Source organism: Nonomuraea helvata, from assembly GCF_039535785.1.
Classification (GTDB): domain Bacteria; phylum Actinomycetota; class Actinomycetes; order Streptosporangiales; family Streptosporangiaceae; genus Nonomuraea; species Nonomuraea helvata.
This window is the reverse complement of sequence record NZ_BAAAXV010000001.1, coordinates 2,041,636-2,058,746: the sequence shown is the minus strand read 5'-3', so window position 1 is coordinate 2,058,746 and position 17,111 is coordinate 2,041,636. Positions and strand designations below refer to the sequence as shown.

Below are 17,111 nucleotides of genomic sequence, written 5' to 3'. Positions count from 1 at the left end.
CGTGAACTCCGTTCGCGTTCTGAGGGTTGATCAGGCTGCGAGCGGTATGGACGAGCTCTGTTCCCAGGCGTCGTGGGCGAGTTCTTCGAGTCCTGCTCGGGTGCGTTCGCGGGCTTGTGCCGCTGCCGTGTTGGCGAGGAGTCGGTCACCGGTGGTGTGCCAGCCGGTGCCTGCGTAGGCGAGGAATCCGATGACGAGGGTGGTTTCCTCGGTTTTGGTGTCAAGGTCTGCTTGACGCTGGAATGGCGCTGTTTCGGGGTGTCCCTCTGGCCTTGGGTGGCCGTCGTTGAGGGCTTGTGCGCGTTTGTAGGCGGCTCGTTCTTGCCGGATGGAGCCGAAGGTGATCGAGTAGCGGCGGGCTTTGGTGAGGAAGTGTCCGCCGAAGCCGAGCATATGGGCCCACCTGCGAAGTCCGGCCCATTCGGGTGTTTGGCCGAGGGTCCAGGCGGCGGCGATGAGCCGTTCGGGGTGGGTGCCGCGGGGGTTGGCGTACAGATCGATGGTGTCGGGGGTGAGTCGCCGGGAGGTGTGACCGGTGGCTTCGGTGCCTTTGGTGGAGTACTTGGCGAGGTAGGCGGCGACGGCCTGGTCGTCGAGGGCGTCTCCGGAGGCCGACAGGGTGATGGGTCGGATCTCGTGTTGGTCGCCCCAGGCGATGGGCCAGCCGTCGGGGCGGGTGGGGTGGGGGTCGGTGGTGTAGGCGATGGTGGTGGTGGCCAGGGTGACGGCGGCGATCACATCGTCAGCGGAGATGTCCTCGGGAGGCGCAATGATGGCGTCGGGGTTGTTGGGGTCGATGCCGTCCAGGCGGAGCAGGATGTGGAAGTGGACTGCGCCGCGTGCTTGGTATTCGGCGGCTTTGCCGTGGGAGAGTCGGATTTTGGGCAGGCCGCGTTGCCGGGCGAGCTGGTTGAGGTGGCGTTCGGCGTGTTGTTTGGTGCGGCGCCAGAGTTCTCCGGCGTGGTGGTTCCAGACGACATGGTGGGCGTGGTCGTAGCAGTCGGCGCACAGGGGCCGGCCGAGCTGTTCGTCACCAGCTGCATGGCGCTGCCAGCAGGCCAACGGGGTTCCGTGGGGGCAGGTCGGGGCGTTGCGTCGGGCGTGGCAGGGGGCAGGTCGGCAGGTGCAGCGGGTCTTGTCGCGGCAGGCGCAGTGGCGTACGTCGCGGGTGTGGACGAGGCCGAAGGAGGGGGCGGTGAGGGTGGCGAAGACGGCCGGATGGGTGCGGACGCTGTCGGGGATGGTTTTGCCGCCGACGAGTCCGGCGCGGACCAGGTGGTAGGCGTCGTGTTGGTAGGTGGTGGCGCAGGCGGGGCAGACGGTGTGGCGTCGGTTGCCACAGGCTTTGTAGATGACGCCGTCCGGCAGGGTCGAGGTGTGCCGGTGGGTGAGGATCTCGCCAGTGCTCGCGTCGACGGTGGCTAGGTGGCCGTGCAGGCGGACCGGGTGCGTGCAGGCGGCGGCTGATTCGACGTGGCGGAGCCAGGCGGAGTAGCCGGGTCGTGCGGCGCGTTGCAGAGCGGTGCGGATCTGCTGGCTGGGTTCGCGGGCGAAGGGGCTGGACAGACGGCTTTCGGTGTTCGCCCCCACGCCCGGGGCCGGAGAAGTGGTCCCGGGGGTGAGAGCCAGCGCCGAAGCGGTGTCGAGCTGGGTGGGCATGGGTTAGTGCTGTCCTTCCAGGGCGGGAGTGGGTAGTTGGAGGACCGGCAGAGCTGGCAGGGCCGGGGGCTGCTCCTGGAGGGTGCGGTGGTCAGTGGGCGCGTGGTCCTGGCGCTCGTGGCCGAGGGGCGTTACCGCAGGTTCGGGCGTGGATTCCAGGACAAGTTCGAGTTCCGTGGCCTCTTGGGGTGTCGCCGATTCGGTTGTGGTGGTGCGTGAGAGCACCAGCTTGGTGAGGGCGAGGAAGGCCAGTGCGGGGATGGCGGCGATCAACCAGCCGGTGGGGTGGGGTTTGGCGACGGCAATCTGTGCCGCGACGGACAGGATGGCCGATGCGATGAGCACGATCATTGGGTAGGCGATGGGTTGGCCGTTGCGCTTGCGGCGTCGGACTTCCAGGCCGGAGGCGGTGGGGGTGAGTTCGGAGATGACGGCGTTGGCCCAGCCGAACCATTCGCCGGTTCCTTCGGGGCTGTTGGCCATGGTCCAATCGTGGACGTGGGTGAAGGAGGCTGCTCCGGCCATGAGGCCGACCAGGAGCAGGATGAGGAGCTGGACGCCGGATTCGATGCGTTCGGCGTGGTTAGACGGTGAGGGCATGGTGTTCTCCCTGTACGTCGCGAGTGAGTGGGACGACGGGTTGGTGGCAGTCGCCGCAGGTGAAGGAGGCTGTGGCGAGCAGGGCTGCGACGACGGTGGTGATCCGGTTGCATGCGCAGGTGGCGTCCACGAGGGTGATCGCGTCGGGCGTGGTGGTCTCTGCCGGTGCCGGGTGGTCGTGGTCTACCGGCTCCCAGCCGGTGACGCGCGGGATGACTCCGCATAACGGGCAGGAGCGTGAGGCTCCGCCCCGGTTCTTCAAGGAGCGTTCGAGGTTGCGGCCGCCGTTCCAGACGCGGGCGACGACGAAGTCGATGCCTGCGGCAGTGATGACTTGCAGCAAGCGGGCGCCAGTGCCGTTGCGATGCTGGCGAAGTCGCCGATTCAGGTCACCGGGCGTCCAGCCGATGTAGTGGCGGGCATGCTTGTAGGGCCGGTCAAAGTGCAGCAGGTAGACGGTTCCGCTGGCGCTCATGAACTCTCACCGCCCCAGCGCTGTTGCGCGGCCTGGCGAGTGATGCCGAGAGGGCGGGCGATGTCGGCCCAGGAGTAGCCGTGCTGGACACGCAGCTGAATGACGGCCTGGGCGATGGCGTGGTCGAGTTCGGCGACGACGCCAGCCAAGTCGGCGAGGGCTTCGATGTCGCCGTCGGCGATGCGCTTGCTGTAGGCGCGGATGATCCGCCTGAGGAAGGCGGCGTAGTCAGGGTTTTCGATCGAACGGCTCATGATGCGCTCCGCTCGCTTCGACGGGCGCGGCGAGCGCGCAGGGCTTTACCGAGGGCGTCGAGCTGCTTGCCGGTGGGCTTGCGCTTGGGCAGTGCGCGGGCGATGTCGTAGAGGTAGGCGACGCGTCCGCCTTTGCGCCACAGGATCTGGGCGACAGGGGCTTGTCCGCCGGGGCGTAGACCGAGGGCGGCGAGTTGGCGTCGGGTCTTCAGGTGCTTGGGAGCCCACTTCCACGGGTAGGTGGGCAGGCCATACTCGCTGCCGGTGGGGTCGTAGAAGACGACACGGGTACCAGGCGTGGCGTTGAGCCGATCGAGCTGCGGTATCCGGGCAGCCGACGCGGAGATAGAGTGCATGACGGTTCTGCTCCTTTGCTTGGTCGCTGGGAGTGGGCTTGAGAGACGGGGGCCGGAGATCTTGGCGGATTGGTCCGGCCCTCGCTCGTGTTTTCAGTCGTTGCCGTCAGGCAGGGTGATGGGATCGCCGCAGCAGGCGCAGTGCCAGCCGTCGGTGGCCAGATAGGTGGAGCGGCACTCTCCGTCGCACAGGACGAATTCGGCGGTGCCATCGCTGTCGGTGCCGAGGGTGAGCTGCGGGGAGCCGCAGACCGGGCAGACCAGGCCCCAGGAGATCAGGCACATGGCGAGCATCTCGGTGCAGGCCGGGCAGTAACAGCGGGAGTTCTCGCGTCTGCCGATGAACCAGCCGGACGGGGTCGCGTTCAGGATGGGGATCATGTTGGGGCAGCCGTTGTCGCACTGGACCATCCAGTTGCGGAGGTCGGGGCTGCCGTTGGGGTGGTAGGCCTTGTAGATCACAGCGGCCTCCAGTGGGGGTCGTCGTAAGCGGAGGCCGGGACGGTCATCGCGGTCAGTTCCTCGCCCGGGTCGATGTCGTTCTTGAGCCAGAACATGGGCAGTCGCCAGGTGTAGGGGCGGCTGAGTTCGTCGTACCAGCGGGTGTGGCCGATGATCTGAGGGCTTTCCAGCCAGGTGATCGCGGCGATGGTGTCAGCGGTCATTGACGTACACCTCCCGGCACCAGGTGCATTCCAGGGCGCTTTCGCGGCCTCGGTCGGTGGTGATGGTGATCTCGATGAAGGTGTCATTGCTGCACTCGACGCAGCACAGGGGCAGCACCTCCAGGTCGTGGGGTGGCTGATCGGGCCAGGGCACCTCACTCAGGGCCGGGACCGTGTCGTGGTCGTGGGACATGGTGGTTCTCCGTTCAGGCAGCCAGGGGTACGGGGGCCGGATCGCCGTTGCGGCGGATCCAGGTGACGTAGTCGACGAGCTGGTGGATTTGCGCGTCGGTGAGGTAGGCGGCTTTGACCAGGTGAGGGATGCCGCCTTCGGCGATGAGGTAGAAGACGCCGGGTGTGGTCGGGCTGATGGCTTGGGCGTTGAATCCGGCCGAGGCCCAGCCGTGGCCGAGGATGATGTCGGAGCTGTTGGGGGTGGTGCAGCGGAAGGCTGCCCGGTAGCCGAACAGGTCGCGTAGTGAGGTGGGGATGATGTCCACGCTGGGCCGCTGGGTGGCGGCGATGACCGGCATGGCGCAGGCGCGGCCTCGTGCGACCAGGTCGCGGACGAGAGCGATGAACTCTTTCTGCTGCTCGGGAGTGCCGGTGGTGGCGGTGTAGTAGGCGAGTTCGTCGATGAAGATGCCGATGACTTTGATGAGGTCGCTCGGCAGGAACTTGCGGCGGCCGTGCGCCACCAGCCAGGAATAGCGTCGGTCCATCACCTTTTGCAGGCGCCGCAGGACGCGAAGGGCCGCCTCGATGTCAGGGCCGACGAAGACGCCGCCGGCTGCTTCGGCGGCTTCCATCCACATCCCCAGTTCGACCCATTTGGGGTCCAGCAGGACCGGGGTGAAGTCGTGGCACAGGAAGGCGTGCCCGACGAGGTTTTGGATCAGTACGGACTTGCCGCCGCCGGGTTCTCCGGCATCCAGCAGGTTGTGATACACCAGGTCGAGGTAGACCGGGTTGCCGAATTCATCGATCCCGACGAACACCGGGTCGAACATGGACATCGACGGCGCTACCGGGATCGTGACCGTGAGTTCAGAAAGAGCCGCGTGCATGGCAGCGTCACCTCTTACGTGTCTGAAGGCGTGGCAGAGGTGCTACCGGGAGGGGCAAACGAGGTTCTCCCGGTAGCCGACGACGCGTCAGATCCAGTCGAGGTCAGGGTTGTTGTCCGTGGCCGTCTTGACAGGGGTGCCGGTGACGGCCGGGGGTCGGCCGTTCTTCTTGGCCGGACGCTCGGTGGGGTCGGTGTCGTCGATGTCCGGCACGTCAGCCAGGTCAAGCTGCGCCGGAACGGTTGCGACCGGCCGGGGAATGGCCGGGACGTCAGTCGGCAGGTCCTCGGTGAGGGGGGAGCCGACCAGGCCGCCGAGGACATCGCGGCGTTTGATGTCCAGATAGATGGCGGCAGAGTTGGAGGTGCGAGCCTTGGTCACCGTGACCGAGGCGGCCCAGCAGGCGACAGCGATTCTGTCGAGCTGGGTTTCGATCTGTTCCAGGGACAGGCCGGGACGCAGCCAGACCCAGACACGTTCCCCGACCGGGATGGGCTTGGCCAGGCCGATGAAGGGCAGGTGGCCGTGCCGGTCAGCGGGAAGGAAGGAGCTGAAGCAGGTGCGCAGGCGGTGCCGGACGATCAGACACCACAGCAGCGCCAGCAGGTAGCGACGCACCACCGGGATGAGACCCATAGCGGCGATGGTGCTGGCGTAGACGATGCCCGTGATGATCGGGTTGATCTGGTCTTGGAGGTACACCCAGCCGCCGATCAGCAGCATGGCGAGGGTGATTTCCGGCAGCCACCACCAGATGGCACGCAGGACGGGCCAGATGGCGATGATGCAGGCGACCAGACCGCCGACGATGGTGCCGGCTATCAGCCCGAGGGGCACGGCGGCGAGCGGGTGCAGGTATTGAGTGGAGATCACAGCCGTGAAAGGGCCGACGATGGCCATCACGACGTAGAAAGTGATCTTTGCGGTGCGCAGGTAGCTGTACTGCACGTTCTGTTGGATCACTGTGACGGAGCTGCCGCGACGGCCGACGCCGCCCCTGTTGTTGTAATGCGTCCCGAAGGTACGCTTGGACATGGCTCTCCTCCTCGTGGCGAGGGTGGGGGGTTGAGAACACGGCCGGTCGAGTGTGAGAACTAGGACCGATCCCGTGCTGTGAGCCGGGCTGGAGGGTGCAACCTCCAGACCCGGCGTTTCACGATGTGCTACTTGTTCTTCGGCTCCGCGCTGTCGCTGTAGAGCCACTCGCGGAAGGCGTCAAACTGCTCGACGGTGCTGTGCCATCCGTCGTTCTTGTTGAACTTGGGGGACGCCTTCTTGCTGGACTTTCCGGACGAAGCTTGAGTGCCGGTGTCTTTCTTGCTGAACAGGCCCATCGTGATGTCCTTTCGTGTGGGCTTTTGTGGTGAGTGATCTCGAATTCGACCTTGCGTACGGAACTCTTTCGTTCCTTGGGATGGGGTCGAGGAAGGCGGTCTACTTGCTGGCCGGAGCACCAGCGGGCTTGATGTCAGCCGCGCGGTAGGCCACGCCGTTGCGACCGTTGGTCGCCCAAGGCAGTGCCTCCAGCTTGAACAGGGCGACCTGAGAACCAACGGTCACCGTGGGCCTTTCACCGGCCGTGGTGATGTTGATCATCTCGCCGCCCGTCTCGTCCAGCGCCATGACCTGCGTGACCCACATCGGTCGGCCGGTCTCCCGCTCGGACTTCTGACGCCCGTTCTGGTCGGACTTCTCGACCGCTTCCTTCGTCACCATGAACGACTTGCCGGTGACGTCGATGAAGAGCTTCACGGAGCTCACCTCCGAATCGAGGGCCGCACCCCTGTGGTGCGAATTCCCATGTTTCGAGGTTGGCGCGTCCCGATGAATTCGGCGATACTTTCTAAGTGGCCCAGGCGGATGACCACATTGACCTCACGGAGGCAACATGGGGCAGCCGAGAAGAGAGCTAACACCTGATCGTTCTCCCTTGCACCTGTGGGGCTCTGAGCTGCGAGCATGGCGCGATCGTCGAAGACTCTCTCTCGTCAAGATGGGTGAATTGGTCCGCTATAACCCCAGCTACTTGGCTCGAATTGAACGTGGAGAACGTAAATCACCACGCGAACTCGCTGAGGCAGCGGACCGAGAACTCAACACCAGTGGAGCTCTTCTCCGACTGTGGGAACTCATCGATTCCAACCCGAATGGCATTCGTCACTCCAACCATGTGGCCAATCACCCTGACCATGTGGCCAACACGCGCCAGGTTGTGGCCCCAACGTCCGAGTTCCCCGCAGAGTCAGATGAGGCGGGGGTCACCATCCCCTGCCGTACACAAGACGGAGGGATCATCTTCGTGACTCTGCCTCGCCGTACGTTCCTCAGCGGCCTGGGCTTGGGCACTATGGCGGCAGCGTCCGCCAGCCCATCGGCTTCCGCTCAATCAAGCGTTCTCGGCTCACCTCAGGCCATCACGGCCCCCGATCTCAAACCTGCCGAGCATTTCCGCCAGCTTCGCCGCGTCCTCATCGACAACGACAACCTCTTGGGACCGCTCCGGGCCATCCCCACCGTCGAGAGTCAGATCGATGCCATTCGCCAGCTAAGACTCAGCTACAGAGGTACCGACGCTAACGAACTGCTGTACATCCAGACGCAGTACGCCGAACTATGCGGTTGGCTCTACCAGGACACCGGCGACTTCCGCTCCGCACAGTTCTGGACGGACAGAGCCCTGGAATGGTCGTACGCCACAGGGGTCCCTGACCTCACAACGTTCATCCTCGCCCGTAAGAGCCAGCTGGCCGGCGACATGCACGACGGGCTCACCGCGATCGACCTTGCAACCGCGGCTGCCCGACAAGCTCGTCCTGACACCCGGCTCGGTGCCATCGCCGCCACCAACGGTGCTTACGGCTACGCTCTGACAGGCGACAACCGGAACGCCAATCAGATGCTAGATCTCGCGCACGACCTCATCACCGACCGGGACATGGATCCAGCCTTCTCCTGGGGCTCATGGATGGATGACGCCTACATCGAGATCCACCGCGCACGAAGCCTCTACGCGGTCGGCCAGTACACCGATGCGGCAGAGGGGTTCCGCACGGCGATCGAGAACCTTCCGGCCACCTACCACCGTGACCGGGGCGTCTACCTCGCCCGCGAATCACTTGCCTACGTCGGCGCCCGCGAGCCTGAACAAGCGGCTTCGACCGGCCTGCAGGCTCTCGGAATCGGTCAGGCAACCGGGTCAGCGCGGATCATCACGGAGCTAACCAAACTCGATGGACAATTGGAGCGATGGCACTCAGTACCCGCCGTCGCTGAGTTCCGGGAAGCCTTCGACGGACTCATTGCCCACCAAGCATGAGCTTGCCCATCGAGCAGAGGACCATCAGGTAATGCAGCAGCGCCCGTACGTACTCCTGAGCTGTGCCATGTCAGTCGATGGCTACATCGACGACACGACACCCGAGCGGCTCCTGTTGTCCAACGCTGCGGACTTCGACCGCGTCGATCAGGTTCGCGCCGAGAGCGATGCAATTCTCATCGGTGCGACCACCATGCGGAAAGACAACCCACGTCTGCTGGTCAACTCCGAAGAACGGCGTGCTCAACGAGTAGCCCGGGGACTTCCTGCCTACCCTCTCAAGGTCACCGTTACCGAAAGCGGGGATCTAAGCCCCGACCTCCGGTTCTGGCACTACGGCGGCGACAAGGTTGTCTACTGTCCCGATTCGACCGTGTCGAAGGTCCGGAAAAGCTTGGACGATCTCGCCGATGTAGTGGGGACCGGGCCCAGTCTGGATCTGCCCACGATGCTTGACGATCTGGGATCGCGTGGTGTGCACCGCCTCATGGTCGAGGGCGGCAGCACCATCCATACCCAGTTCCTCACCCACGGCCTGGCTGATGAGATTCACCTCGCAATCGCGCCAATCTTCGTTGGTGACTCGAAGGCTCCCCGATTCGTCAGTGATGGCGTTTTCCCGGGCGGGACTGCCCATCGGATGAAAATCGCTGACGTCCAACGTGTCGGCGATGTTGTCTTGATCCGCTATCTGCCCAAGCAGTCCTCCGGAGATAGCACGTCATGAACTCCGCACAAACGCCTGACGTCGATCACCGGTGGCTCATGAAAGCGATCGAGCTCGCCAAGAAGTGCCCGCCATCATCGACGGCCTTCTCTGTTGGCGCGATCATCGTGGGCAAAGATGGAAACGAGATTGCCAGCGGGTACTCAAGAGACATCGATCTGCATGTCCATGCTGAAGAGTCGGCGCTATCGAGAGTCGGGGATGCCTCTCTCCGCGAGGCAACCATCTACAGCACTCTGGAACCCTGCTCATTCCGGAAATCACGTCCAACAACCTGCACAGACCTCATCCTTGCATCCGGCATTCCTAGAGTCGTGATTGCGTGGCGAGAGCCCAGCCTATTCGTAGCTGACTGTCAGGGCGTCGAATTGCTTCAAGAGCGAGGCGTCGAGGTCGTCGAACTACCCGAGCTTACCGACTTGGCCGCCGCCGTCGGCATGCCAACGAGCCGGTAGCGAACGTGTAGCGAATGTGGCCTGTGAGAACTTTCTCTACATACTTAAAGCGGCCCTGACCGGGCCGCACGCGCCGCCGACGCGACGCGGGCCGGGCACTCCACTTGGGCTCCATGCCCGACCCGCAAACGCCGGTCGGCTGGCGCGGCCGAGGACAGGGCCGCTATGGGGGCGCACTGCTCTGCTCACGGGGTCGAGCTGGTCAGCGTAAGTAGAGGCGTCACAGGGCTGGCCTTAGTACATGCCTCCGGCGGGGGCGCTCCGGCTCCGGGATGGCGTCGCGCTCACGTGCCGGTGGTGGGGTGACTGGTGCGGAAGCCCATCCCGCCTGCCATCGACCCAGGCAAGCCCAGCAGACCGCCGCCTACGCCGCAAGCCCGGCAGTGACCGTTGGGGGTCGCATGACCGTGGAAGGCGCCCAAGCGCAGGGACACGTCAAGCCGGGCTTGCACCTCCGTCGCCGGCCCGCTGCCGCTCCGCGGTGGGTCGACGGCAGACGGGATGGATTGTGCGAGATAACCACCCCTACTGTTCCGCAAGTCTTTCTATGGATCGCCGCAAACTCAAATCGTCTGACGAATCAATCCATTTGACTATGTCTATCCCTGCCTCATGGAATAGTTCTACAACCTGCAGTTTAGGCAGCTCCTGTATAACCAGTAGCATACCGTCGAGTGTACTCCGCACTCCTTCTGTCATCCTCGAAAATTTGTTCTGCATTTTATCCAACAGGGCGCCAGGTTGCTGTATTAATTGAACTTCTATTGCTATCTTCTTTCCGTTCATGGAAACGATGAAATCGAACTCGCAATCATCTATCACCCGATCGCGTTCAAGTGTGGCTTGTGGCAGTATCCGCTCAAGGGCAAGTGCTATCTGATCCTCATATCGAGAATACTTGCGCCGATAGGCCTGGTAGCTAATGCGCTGCCGAACGTTTGTTGTCGAGTTGATAATCTGCGGACTGCCATCTGAAGTCCAGACAATATCCAAGTCCGGAGGCTTCTGCTCTCCAGTGCGAGCCCATTCCCATCCGAGTCGAGCTCCCTCGCGTAGCACCTGCTCGATTGCAGAACGGCGCACATTTTCTGCTAGGTAATAGGTCGTCGTTCCATGCACTGTACTGTGAACTTCAAGCCGTGAATTATCTAGACCGGAATTTGAAACTGAGTCGGAAGTTCCTGTTTCGCTCTTGTTTTCAATTGCCTCTATCGTTTCATCGGCCTGTTTTAGTATCTCTTCGGCTTGGGTGAATTCTACCTCGGCACCAGCTGCGCCGACTTTAGATATGCGCCCAATGAGCCCATGGAGAGGCTTTCTGAATAGGACTATTGCAATACAAGTAATTGCAGGCCATACAAGTACTTTCAAGTACTCAAGCCCCAGTGTCCAACTCACAGGTACTAGTGTGACCTACATGCACCCTGATTGGAGCATGAACATCGATGTTCATCGACGCATAGATGAGTTATCCCTGCGCGAGGGGCCGTGATTGGCTGAGCATCCGCAGGGGAGCCAAGGCGGGAGCCAGGCCACATGAACAGGTCCGAACGGATCTGGACTTGAGTGGCTGGGCTGGCCGCGTATCCAGACCGACATGAACTGATCCAAACATTGAGAAGCTGGTTCGAGTCCTATCGCGGGAGCTTCGCTCGAACAAGATGGCTCAGGCCCGCGGTCCTAGATCAAGGACCGGGGGCCTGAGTCGTTCCGGGAGCCATTCGGGGACGCCCGGGCGTTGGCCCTGAATCGTGACCCTGGCGTGTCCGCGCTCTGGCACGTTGCTGTGTCGTGTCCTCTGAATCACGCTCAGCGCCCGGCTTATCCGCAGGCCTGGCACGCATCGCCTCCTACGCCCTGGCCTGCCTGGTCCACTTCCTTGGCCCGGCCTTCCTCGTCGCCGGCGGGTACCTGCTGTCCCGCATGACGATCTTCGCCTTCTTCCTCGGCGTCGTGGCCCTCGGCCTGGCGTGGCTGGTCCGCCCCCGCGTCCCCCGCTTCCCCGCCGACGTTCAGCCCCTGACGCGCGAGGAGGCCCCGAATCTGTACGCTCTCCTCGACCGGATCGGCGCCGGGGTGGGAGCGCCGAGAGCCGACGCCGTGGCCCTCGACGGTACGGTGAACGCGGCGTTCGGCACCTATGGATGGCGGCGCCGGCGCCTGGTCATGATCGGCTATCCGCTCTGGCTGATCCTCACACCGCAGGAGCGCATCGCGGTTCTCGCGCATGAGATGGCCCACTCCAGCAACGGCGACTCCAGGCACGGGCTCTTCGTGGGCACCGCGCTGGACTCCCTCAGGGAACTGCGCGGGGTGACGAGGTTCGACTGGCATCAGGACGATGGTCTGGACCGTCTCTTCGCACAGGCCCTGCTGGTGCTGGCCGGTCTTCCCGTACGGGCACTCATCTTCGCGTTGGAGCTCCTGCTGTACCGCTCGTCGCAGCGTGCCGAATACCGGGCTGACGAGCTGGGCGCGCGCGTGGCGGGCTCCCGGGCCATGGCCTCGGTGCTTGATGTGCTGACCACCCGCGCCCCCTCGGCCAGGAATTTCCTGGAGCCGAGCGCGGTCCTCTTGGGGGCATCGGACCTGTGGGACCAACTGCAGGCAAGTGTGGCCGCGGTCCCGGACGAGGAGCTCGAACGCCGTCGCCAGGCCGCCCGCGAGGAGAAGACCCGCGTGGACGACACGCACCCGCCGACGTACCTGCGGATGGAACGAGTGCGGAGCCTGCCGTACGCGGAGGGAGAGATAGGGTCGGCGGAGGTGGAGAAGGTGCAGCCTGAACTGGAGCAAGCCGCCTGCCGCGTGGCCGAGATCGTCAGAGACACCGCCCGGTCGGCCCTCTGCCACTGACCCGATCAGATCCCGTCATCATGGGCCGATCGAGAGGTCAGGGGGTGGGGCCGCGCTTGGCGACGACGGCGGTGAGCGCCCAGCCGAGGCCCACGACGAGCCCGCCGACGATGGCCACGAGGCCGAGGTTGCCGAGCCCGAGCATCGCGAGCGCGGCGATCAGGACGCCGTAGGCGATGGTGAGGATGAGCATCAGGCGTCGATAGGTGTTCTGGTTCATACCGACACCATCACGCGGATGAGGGTCCGGTTGTATCCACTGATCGGTGGACACGTCCCCCCGGTAAAATCCCGGTTCATGGGTGGTCCCGTGGACCCGCGGGCGGAGAACGCCTGGTTACGCTCCTACCCCTTCTGGGACGCGTACTTCGCGATCGTGCTGGTGGCGACCATCGTCGCCATCGTGGTGGACGGCGGGGCGCCCGTCGCCATCGTCCTGCTGCTCCTGATCACGGCCTCATACGCGGTGTGGGGGCACAAGGCGGTGCGGGCGCCCGTCGCGCCCATCAAGGAGGGCTGGTGGCACGTCGCCGCGATGCTCGTCCTGTTCACCGCGGCCTACCTGGTCGCGCCGGAGTCCGCCGTCGCGCTGTCGGCGCTGATCCCCATGACGTTCATGGCGTTGCGGGCGGCACGGGCGGTGGCCGTGATGGTCGCCATGTTCGCCGGTCCCGCGATCCAGCTGATGGCGGAGAACGGAGCGCATCCGCTGCTGATCACGGTGGCGATCGTCATCGGCCTGTCGGCCAACTCGCTGCTGGGGATCTTCATCGACCGGCTCGCGCGGCAGAACACCGGGCGGGCCCGGCTGATCGAGGAGCTCGACCGCACCCGGGAGGAGCTGGCCGAGGTGAGCAAGGAGGCGGGGATCCTGGCCGAACGCGAGCGGCTGGCCGGTGACATCCACGACACGCTGGCCCAGGGGTTCGCGAGCATCCTCATGCTGCTGCAGGCGGCCGGGGACGGGCGCGACCCGCACGTCGCGCGGGCCGCGCAGACCGCCAAGGAGAACCTCGCCGAGACCCGCGCGCTCATCGCCGCCCTGGCGCCGCCCGCGCTGGAGGGCGCCTCGCTGGAGGAGGCGCTGGGCCGGCTGGCCAGGGGGTTCGAGCTGCCGGTGGAGATGACCGTCACGGGGGACGTCGGCGTGCCGCGCCCCGTGGAGGAGGTGCTGGTGCGGGCCGCCCAGGAAGGGCTGGCCAACGTGCGCAAGCACGCCCGCGCCCGCACCGTGCGGCTGGAGCTCGAGCAGGTCCCCGGCTCGGCCGTGCGCATGTCGATCAGCGACGACGGTTGCGGCTTCGACCCCTCGGCCGTCCGCGACGGGTACGGCCTGCGCGCCATGCGCAACCGGGTGGCGCGGCTCGGCGGCACCATACAGGTCACCGGCTGCCCGGGCGAGGGCACCACGGTCGCGGTGGAGCTGCCGTGCTCAGGGTGATGATCGTGGACGACCACCCCGTCGTGCGCGAGGGGCTGCGGGGGATGCTCCAGGCCGAGCCGGACATCGAGGTCGTCGGCGAGGCAGGGTCGGCGGACGAGGCCGTGGCGGTCGTGCCCCGGTTACGGCCCGACGTGATCCTCATGGACCTGCGCATGCCGGGCGGCGACGGGATCGGCGCCATCGGGCGGCTCGGGCCCGCTCAGCGGGTGGTCGTGCTGACGACGTACGAGGACGACGGCGAGATCCTGCGGGCGGTGTCGGCCGGGGCGGCCGGATACCTGCTCAAGGACGTGTCACGGGCCGACCTTGCGCGCGCCGTGCGGGCGGCGGCCCGCGGCGAGAGGGTGCTCTCACCCTCGGTCGCCGCGCGGCTGGCCGACCGGCGGGCCGCGCCCGGGGTGCCCGTGCTGTCGGCCCGCGAGCGGGAGGTCCTGGAGCTGGTGGCGGAGGGGCTCACGAACGCGGAGATCGGCAGGCGGCTGTACATCGGGGAGGCCACGGTCAAGACGTACCTGCTGCGGGTCTTCGGCAAGCTGGGCGTCTCCGACCGCACCTCGGCCGTGCTGGCCGCCCTGGATCTGGGCCTGGTACGGCGCCGTGGCTGACACGTACCTGAAGATCACTTCGGCTGTCCGCTACATGAACCCGTAGTTGCCCGAAGAACTGTTATTGGCTTTCTGGGACGATCGGCTGCGACTGAAGGTAATCGGGCGGTAACGTTCAGTCACGGCCGGGTGCCTGACTGGCGTCCGGTCCCCGCCCCCATTGGTGTCCGCACCAACGGGACAGCGTCCGGCGGGGCGGTGGCCCAAGAGCCGCACTCCCATCCAGGAATGCGGAGTCAGGCCCCGACAACGCGGTTCTCAGCCACGGTCCGCCCGGCTCGCCGGACGGACGCGGAATCGGCTTCCACCGGATCGCTGCTGCCCGGCCTCGGTCGGCAGGCGACGAGGCCACGCTGATGTCCGTTTTACTCATGTAAACACAGAGAGCCGAAGACGCTGACCTGCTGGCTAAGAAGGTCGTCAATAAGTGCGTCGTCCACCTCACCTGCGTGTGGGACGACCGCGTGGGCCGGTAGCCTCCGCCGCCGCGCCCCTGGGACACCTCCCAGGGGTGTCAGAGGGGCGGGAAGTTCGGCGGGCGGCGCTCCAGGAAGCTCGCGACGCCCTCCGCGAAGTCCGGGCGGCCGAAGGAGGCGACCATCTCCTGGACGGCCGCCGCGGACGAGGCCTCCAGGGTGGTGTCCCAGTCGTGCCACACCTGCCGCTTGATCACCGCCATCGACGCGGGCGAGCTGTAGGCCGCGAGCTCCCGCGCGTACGCCTGAGCCTCGGGAACGACCGACTCGCCCGGCACCACCCGGTTCACCAGCCCCAGCTCGTACGCCTCGGCCCCGGTGAACACCCGCCCGGACAGCAGGATGTCCATGGCCCGCTGCTGCCCCATGATCCTGGGCAGCACCCAGGACAGCCCGTACTCCGCGATCAGCCCGCGGCGCGGGAACGCGGTGGTCCACTTGGCCTCCGCGGCGGTGAACACGAGGTCGCAGACCAGCGCGTGCACCATGCCCAGCCCCGCGCAGGCCCCGTTGACGGCGGCGATGATCGGCTTGCCGATGGTCGCCGGGAACGTGTTCGGCCGGGGGTCGGGCTCCTCGTCGTAGGAGCCGCTCCGGATCGCGGACAACGCCTTGAAGTCCGCCCCCGAGCAGAACCCCTTGCCCGCGCCCGTGACCACCACGGCCCGCACCTCCGGGTCCTTCTCCGCCTCCGCCAGCAGGTCGAAGTAGCGCCGCCCCATGGCGACCGTCCACGCGTTCAGTGTGTCGGGACGGTTGAAGGTGAGCGTGAGCACGCCCTGGTCGAGGGATGAGAGCACGAGTTCTGCCATGCCCTAACCGAACCATGTTCTAGGCGGGGAAGGCAAGGAGCGGTCAACGGTGGTGGACGAAGGCGGGGACGAGGACGCGGGTGTCGTAGTAGCGGTGGAAGACGGGGGTGACGCCGCCCGACAGCGGCGGCACGATCCACGACCAGTCGGCGGGGCAGACGCGCCCGGCCTGCTCCTCGCGTGACAGGTGGGTGAGGAAGCGCCGTGACTCGGTGTGGTGGTCGGTCATCGTGACCCCCGCCTGCTCGAACGAGTACAGCACCGCCACGTTCAGCTCCACCAGCGCGTGGTCGCGCCACAGCGTCCGCTCGGTGGAGGTGTCCAGGCCCAGCCGGTCGGCGACCACCTGGAGCTGGTCGTACCTGTCGGTGTCGGCGAGGTTGCGGGCGCCGATCTCGGTGCCCATGTACCAGCCGTTGAAGGGCGCGCACGGGTAGCAGATGCCGCCGATCTCCAAGCACATATCCGAAATAGCCGGTACGGCGTGCCAGCGCAGGCCGAGCTCCTCGAACCACGGATATTCGGGGTGAACCAGCGGCACCTCCAGCACCGCGTCCCCCGGCAGGTTGCACAGGAGCGGATCGCCCAGGCCCGGCTGGATGATCAGCGGCAGCACGTCGAACCGGCCCGACCTGCCGCGCCACCCCAGCGCCTTGGCCGTTTCTGTGAGCTCCACGTTGCGCGGGTCGCCGACGACACTCCCGTCGCGGCCGCGGTAGCCCGCGTACCGGATGAGCTGGTCGTTCAGTATCCGCGGCCCTCGGCGGGCGGGCGTGTCGGGGGGCAGGACGGTGACGGTGGGCCTGATCTTGCCGTTCCCGGTGGCCTCGCGCAGGTGGGCGACGCACTCGAGGGCCACCCCCTCGGCCGTGGTCACCTGCCGGCGGTCACGTACCTTCAACGAGCGCCAGTAGAGCCGCCCGATGCACCGGTTGCTGTTGCGCCAGGCCACCCGGGCGCCGAACTCCAGCTCCTCGTACGTGTGCGTGTAGGTTCCGTGGCGGCCCACATCCCTGGCGACGTCGCGCAGGCGGGCGTTCAGGCCTCCGGCTTTGGGGTTCTCGGCGTGGAAGAGCCTGATGAAACGCTCTGCCTCGCGGAGGTCGGTGGTTCGCTCGAGCACCGCCTGTACGGCGAGGGCATCGAAAGGACGCAGGTTCGTGATCCAGGTACGCACGCGGCAATCAACACTTCTCCGTCATCGGATCGCCCCGCCGATTCCGGGTCGGCGGCACGTTCCTGGTGGCGGCGCCCTCTCCTCGCCACCGTCACGACTTGTCCGCGGCTACCGGCCACTGATGACCGGTAGCTTCATCTTTACTCGGCGAGGCTCCTTTGTCCCGC

The 17,111-nt window shown here is 65.8% G+C and carries 22 protein-coding genes; 6 read left to right on the top strand and 16 right to left on the bottom strand.

Going from position 1 to position 17,111, the window contains the following annotated elements; translation table 11 throughout:
- Positions 1-30: 30 nt before the first annotated feature.
- From ABD830_RS09430 to ABD830_RS09375, 12 genes are all read right to left on the bottom strand, one after another.
- A complete protein-coding gene (locus ABD830_RS09430; protein ID WP_344986127.1) occupies positions 31-1,659 on the bottom strand; it encodes a replication initiator in 1,629 nt (542 codons plus the stop codon).
- 3 nt (positions 1,660-1,662) lie between these two features.
- Entirely contained in the window at positions 1,663-2,259 is a 597-nt protein-coding gene (locus ABD830_RS09425; RefSeq protein WP_344986126.1) for a hypothetical protein, read from the bottom strand.
- Positions 2,243-2,734 (bottom strand): hypothetical protein, encoded by a 492-nt coding sequence (locus ABD830_RS09420; protein WP_344986125.1) that lies wholly within the window; start codon positions 2,732-2,734, stop codon positions 2,243-2,245. Before ABD830_RS09420 ends, ABD830_RS09425 begins: the two co-directional genes overlap by 17 nt.
- The gene (locus ABD830_RS09415; RefSeq protein WP_344986124.1) at positions 2,731-2,988 is read right to left on the bottom strand and encodes a hypothetical protein; all 258 of its coding nucleotides are present in this window, start codon (positions 2,986-2,988) and stop codon (positions 2,731-2,733) included. Before ABD830_RS09415 ends, ABD830_RS09420 begins: the two co-directional genes overlap by 4 nt.
- The gene (locus ABD830_RS09410) at positions 2,985-3,344 is read right to left on the bottom strand and encodes an RRQRL motif-containing zinc-binding protein (RefSeq protein ID WP_344986123.1); all 360 of its coding nucleotides are present in this window, start codon (positions 3,342-3,344) and stop codon (positions 2,985-2,987) included. Before ABD830_RS09410 ends, ABD830_RS09415 begins: the two co-directional genes overlap by 4 nt.
- 93 nt (positions 3,345-3,437) lie before the next feature.
- A complete protein-coding gene (locus ABD830_RS09405) occupies positions 3,438-3,806 on the bottom strand; it encodes a hypothetical protein (RefSeq protein WP_344986122.1) in 369 nt (122 codons plus the stop codon).
- Positions 3,803-4,009 carry a hypothetical protein gene (locus ABD830_RS09400; protein ID WP_344986121.1) on the bottom strand — a complete coding sequence of 69 codons (207 nt, stop codon included), beginning with the start codon at positions 4,007-4,009 and terminating at the stop codon, positions 3,803-3,805. The genes ABD830_RS09405 and ABD830_RS09400 overlap by 4 nt, the downstream gene beginning before the upstream one ends.
- The gene (locus ABD830_RS09395) at positions 3,999-4,202 is read right to left on the bottom strand and encodes a hypothetical protein (RefSeq protein WP_344986120.1); all 204 of its coding nucleotides are present in this window, start codon (positions 4,200-4,202) and stop codon (positions 3,999-4,001) included. The genes ABD830_RS09400 and ABD830_RS09395 overlap by 11 nt, the downstream gene beginning before the upstream one ends.
- Before the next feature lie 13 nt (positions 4,203-4,215).
- Entirely contained in the window at positions 4,216-5,076 is an 861-nt protein-coding gene (locus ABD830_RS09390; protein ID WP_344986119.1) for an FtsK/SpoIIIE domain-containing protein, read from the bottom strand.
- Between the two features lie 87 nt (positions 5,077-5,163).
- Positions 5,164-6,111, bottom strand: a complete 948-nt coding sequence (locus ABD830_RS09385) for a hypothetical protein (protein ID WP_344986118.1) — start codon at positions 6,109-6,111, stop codon at positions 5,164-5,166.
- 128 nt (positions 6,112-6,239) lie between these two features.
- Complete coding sequence (locus ABD830_RS09380; protein ID WP_344986116.1) at positions 6,240-6,410, bottom strand: hypothetical protein; 171 nt, start codon at positions 6,408-6,410, stop codon at positions 6,240-6,242.
- Between the two features lie 100 nt (positions 6,411-6,510).
- A complete protein-coding gene (locus ABD830_RS09375; protein ID WP_344986115.1) occupies positions 6,511-6,828 on the bottom strand; it encodes a hypothetical protein in 318 nt (105 codons plus the stop codon).
- Between the two features lie 136 nt (positions 6,829-6,964).
- On the opposite strand from ABD830_RS09375, the gene ABD830_RS09370 reads away from it, so the two are divergent.
- Genes ABD830_RS09370 through ABD830_RS09360 form a run of 3 tightly spaced genes read left to right on the top strand, consistent with a single transcriptional unit; the run spans position 6,965 to position 9,574 of the window.
- Entirely contained in the window at positions 6,965-8,392 is a 1,428-nt protein-coding gene (locus ABD830_RS09370; protein WP_344986114.1) for a helix-turn-helix domain-containing protein, read from the top strand.
- Between the two features lie 31 nt (positions 8,393-8,423).
- The gene (locus ABD830_RS09365; RefSeq protein WP_344986112.1) at positions 8,424-9,119 is read left to right on the top strand and encodes a RibD family protein; all 696 of its coding nucleotides are present in this window, start codon (positions 8,424-8,426) and stop codon (positions 9,117-9,119) included.
- 38 nt (positions 9,120-9,157) lie between these two features.
- The gene (locus tag ABD830_RS09360) at positions 9,158-9,574 is read left to right on the top strand and encodes a cytidine/deoxycytidylate deaminase family protein (RefSeq protein WP_344986111.1); all 417 of its coding nucleotides are present in this window, start codon (positions 9,158-9,160) and stop codon (positions 9,572-9,574) included.
- A gap of 525 nt (positions 9,575-10,099) precedes the next feature.
- Here the strand turns inward: ABD830_RS09360 and ABD830_RS09355 are convergent.
- The gene (locus ABD830_RS09355) at positions 10,100-10,972 is read right to left on the bottom strand and encodes a hypothetical protein (RefSeq protein ID WP_344986110.1); all 873 of its coding nucleotides are present in this window, start codon (positions 10,970-10,972) and stop codon (positions 10,100-10,102) included.
- 393 nt (positions 10,973-11,365) lie between these two features.
- Between ABD830_RS09355 and ABD830_RS09350 the strand changes: the two genes are divergently transcribed.
- Positions 11,366-12,430: a M48 family metalloprotease gene (locus ABD830_RS09350; protein ID WP_344986109.1), complete on the top strand. Its 1,065-nt coding sequence runs from the start codon at positions 11,366-11,368 to the stop codon at positions 12,428-12,430.
- A gap of 37 nt (positions 12,431-12,467) precedes the next feature.
- On the opposite strand, the gene ABD830_RS09345 is transcribed toward ABD830_RS09350, so the two are convergent.
- Complete coding sequence (locus ABD830_RS09345) at positions 12,468-12,650, bottom strand: hypothetical protein (protein WP_344986108.1); 183 nt, start codon at positions 12,648-12,650, stop codon at positions 12,468-12,470.
- Between the two features lie 78 nt (positions 12,651-12,728).
- On the opposite strand from ABD830_RS09345, the gene ABD830_RS09340 reads away from it, so the two are divergent.
- Together ABD830_RS09340 and ABD830_RS09335 are read left to right on the top strand one after the other, a co-directional pair.
- Positions 12,729-13,871: a sensor histidine kinase gene (locus ABD830_RS09340; RefSeq protein WP_344986107.1), complete on the top strand. Its 1,143-nt coding sequence runs from the start codon at positions 12,729-12,731 to the stop codon at positions 13,869-13,871.
- Positions 13,859-14,479 carry a response regulator transcription factor gene (locus ABD830_RS09335; protein WP_344986106.1) on the top strand — a complete coding sequence of 207 codons (621 nt, stop codon included), beginning with the start codon at positions 13,859-13,861 and terminating at the stop codon, positions 14,477-14,479. The genes ABD830_RS09340 and ABD830_RS09335 overlap by 13 nt, the downstream gene beginning before the upstream one ends.
- 514 nt (positions 14,480-14,993) lie before the next feature.
- Here ABD830_RS09335 and ABD830_RS09330 read toward each other — a convergent pair.
- Together ABD830_RS09330 and ABD830_RS09325 are read right to left on the bottom strand one after the other, a co-directional pair.
- Positions 14,994-15,767, bottom strand: coding sequence for an enoyl-CoA hydratase-related protein (locus ABD830_RS09330; RefSeq protein WP_344986105.1), 774 nt, complete (start codon positions 15,765-15,767; stop codon positions 14,994-14,996).
- Positions 15,768-15,810: 43 nt separating this feature from the next.
- Complete coding sequence (locus ABD830_RS09325) at positions 15,811-16,944, bottom strand: nitric oxide synthase oxygenase (protein WP_344986104.1); 1,134 nt, start codon at positions 16,942-16,944, stop codon at positions 15,811-15,813.
- Between the last annotated feature and the right edge of the window lie 167 nt (positions 16,945-17,111).